Origin of the sequence: Paenibacillus sp. TAF43_2 (assembly GCF_052113545.1) — a bacterium.
Taxonomy (GTDB): Bacteria; Bacillota; Bacilli; order Paenibacillales; family Paenibacillaceae; genus Pristimantibacillus.
Window position 1 is genome coordinate 1 of the sequence record NZ_JBFRDK010000359.1, and the last position, 1829, is coordinate 1829.

Below are 1829 nucleotides of genomic sequence, written 5' to 3' on the forward strand. Positions count from 1 at the left end.
GTGAACCACTGCAGGAAGGTAATCGAATCCGAATATGTGAACCACTGCAGGAAGGTAATCGAATCCGAATATATTGAAGGGAATGAATGAATTTGAATAGAAAATGGATATTGGCCTTATTAGCAATGATAGTCGTATTATCGGGATGCTCTAGCAGCAACGTGGGATCAGGTGGAGGTGGAACATCTGATAAAGATTCAGGCCAAAATGGCAAAACGATTGAGATTGCACTGATGTCGGCACATCCTTATTTGGATGAAGCAATTAAGCAATATAAAAAAAAACGTCCAGATATCAACATTGAACTTAAAGAGTATAAAGCTACACCTAAAATAGAGGAAAATACATCGAGTGAACCATTAACAAAGAGCGATATCGAGAAATATGTACAAACGGTCAGCACGCAGTTGATGTCTGGCAAAGGAGCAGACATTATCGTAATGAATGAATTGCCGAAGGACAAATATGTAGCCAAGAACATGCTGATGAATTTCTATGATCTGATGGACAAAGATTCTGACTTTGATCAAAATCAGTACTATCAGAATATCTTTAAACATTCCCAGAATGGAGATGGTTTGTATGCAATGCCTTTCTCATTTGCCCTTGACACATTTACGGGAAATAAAGATTTGTTAGAGAAAGCTAATATTGAAATTAATGATCAAACGTGGACATGGGATGATGTGAAAAAGGCCTTAAAGCAGCTCAAGGAACAAGCTGGCGAGGATTATGTAGGATTTCAGAATCTATTCCCAGTTCAACTGTTATCGGAGTATATAGAGGCTAATTATGATAAGCTGATTAATCAAGGTCAAGCAAATTTTGATTCCGATCTGTTTCGAAATATGATGAAGCAAATCAAATCGATGTATGATGAAGATGTGCTTAGTGCCGAACCTAATTACGAATATGTCGAATCCTTGTTCGGCAATGCTAACATTCTGGATCCAACCACAGGCCTGTCACAAGTGCTTGATCCAAAGTTTAATATATACCAAAAGCCAACTGTAAATGGACAAAATAACGGAACGCCATTTAAGTCGTATTTCACTCTAGGCATGAACAGCAAATCTAAGGTTCAAGATGAAGCTTGGAATTTTATTAAATTCATGCTTTCCGAGGAAATGCAAACTTCACCAATCGTAGGGGGTTTTGCGATGCACAAGGGAGTTGTAGAGAAACAGCTCAAGGATGCCAAGCAGCAGGCAATAGCGGGTACGCTTACTGGACAGAAGTTTGATGCTAGTACAATAGACAGCAAGATACAACAATTGCAAAAACTCATTGATGGAGCGAGTACAAATTTATCTAGTGATTTCAAGGTCATTTCCATTGCGGTTGAAGAATTTGATTCCTATATGAGCGGACAGAAATCAGTTGAAGATGTCAGTAAGTTGATTCAAAACCGAGTCAACACTTACATTAACGAGTAAATAAAACGACCTAATAGAGCTAGATAAGACGTGACATCCTATGTATCCAGATATGTATAAACGGGACAGATCCGGAGGCTCTCCCTGCACTAGAACACACAACCCAGCATTCAGTGAATGCTGGGTTGATGTGCTGCTTGTGCTATTTATGACATTTATAGTGATTTTGTCCTTTTGTGGTAACATTCATCACATTGCAAATGAATCTCAGTTTAATAAAATATCTTCTCATCCCGCTTATCCTTAAGTATTTCCACCGCTTCCCGGAACCGCAGAGAGTGTATAATTTCCCGCTCCCGCAAATACTTCAAGCTATCCTGCAGATCCACATCATCCGTTAGATCAATCAACCACTGATACGTCGCCCTAGCCTTCTCCTCCGCTGCTATATCC

General features: G+C 39.4%; 2 protein-coding genes. One reads left to right on the forward strand and one right to left on the reverse strand.

The genetic code is table 11. From position 1 onward, the window contains the following. The first annotated feature begins 86 nt into the window (after positions 1 to 86). Positions 87 to 1436, forward strand: a complete 1350-nt coding sequence (locus AB4Z17_RS33350; protein ID WP_441964732.1) for an ABC transporter substrate-binding protein — start codon at positions 87 to 89, stop codon at positions 1434 to 1436. Between the two features lie 212 nt (positions 1437 to 1648). Here the strand turns inward: AB4Z17_RS33350 and AB4Z17_RS33355 are convergent. After that, a partial coding sequence (locus tag AB4Z17_RS33355) for a manganese catalase family protein (protein ID WP_441964734.1) occupies positions 1649 to 1829 on the reverse strand: 181 nt, incomplete at its 5' end.

Excerpts from the sequence above, each read along its gene's own strand:
- AB4Z17_RS33350 (WP_441964732.1), top strand. The coding sequence starts at position 87 with ATGAATTTGAATAGAAAATGGATATTGGCCTTATTAGCAATGATAGTC.